This window comes from Streptomyces sp. AC627_RSS907 (assembly GCF_019049165.1).
This window is the reverse complement of record NZ_JAGMUE010001419.1, coordinates 1-636: the sequence shown is the minus strand read 5'-3', so window position 1 is coordinate 636 and position 636 is coordinate 1. Positions and strand designations below refer to the sequence as shown.

The following is a 636-nucleotide window of genomic DNA, read 5'->3' as shown; positions in this document are numbered from 1 at the left end:
GCACCGGAGCGGGCAGCAGGGCCAGCAGCAGAAAGGCCCACAGCGTCGTACGGCGCGCGCGGCGCACGCGCCCGCCGCGGCGAGGAGCGCTCCGGCGGACGCCGCCGCGCCGGCGCTCGTTGGTGTCGCACGGGCCGGTCGAGCCGTACGCACCGGTGGTGTCGTACGAGGTGGGGGCTGACGAGGTGGGGGCTGAAAAGGTGTCGGCTGGGCGCGCCTCGTGCGGAGGCTGAGTGGATGGGGATTGCTGAGATCTACCGCCTCTAGCGGGGTCTGCGTGAAGTTCTGACGCCATACTCGGACCTGCCCTTCGAAGGCATCTGGACATCAAGACATCCCACGTCCCATGTGCGCTGCGCAGAAGTTACTTCTCTCCCGACTACCCCCACAAGAACCGCGCGCCGCGCGGGCTTCACTCGCTCAGGGGAACCAAGAACGCATGGTCGAAGCCGCGGGACGGCGCCGCCCCACGCCGCGCGCCAGCCTCACCCGCCCCCTCCGCCGGCCGCACCCGCTGCCACCCGGCTTCCCCTGCGCCGCCCGCGAACTGACGCCGAGTCGGCCACGTCTCGCCACCCCGGCGCGCGCCACGCCCGCCGCGCCGGCGCGCGGTCCGCCCCTGGCACGCCCCCACTG

At 73.4% G+C, this 636-nt stretch carries 1 protein-coding gene; it reads left to right on the top strand.

Annotated features, from left to right (window positions below; translation table 11 throughout):
* Positions 1 to 439 precede the first annotated feature (439 nt).
* A partial coding sequence (locus KUM32_RS42220; protein WP_217146889.1) for a hypothetical protein occupies positions 440 to 636 on the top strand: 197 nt, incomplete at its 3' end.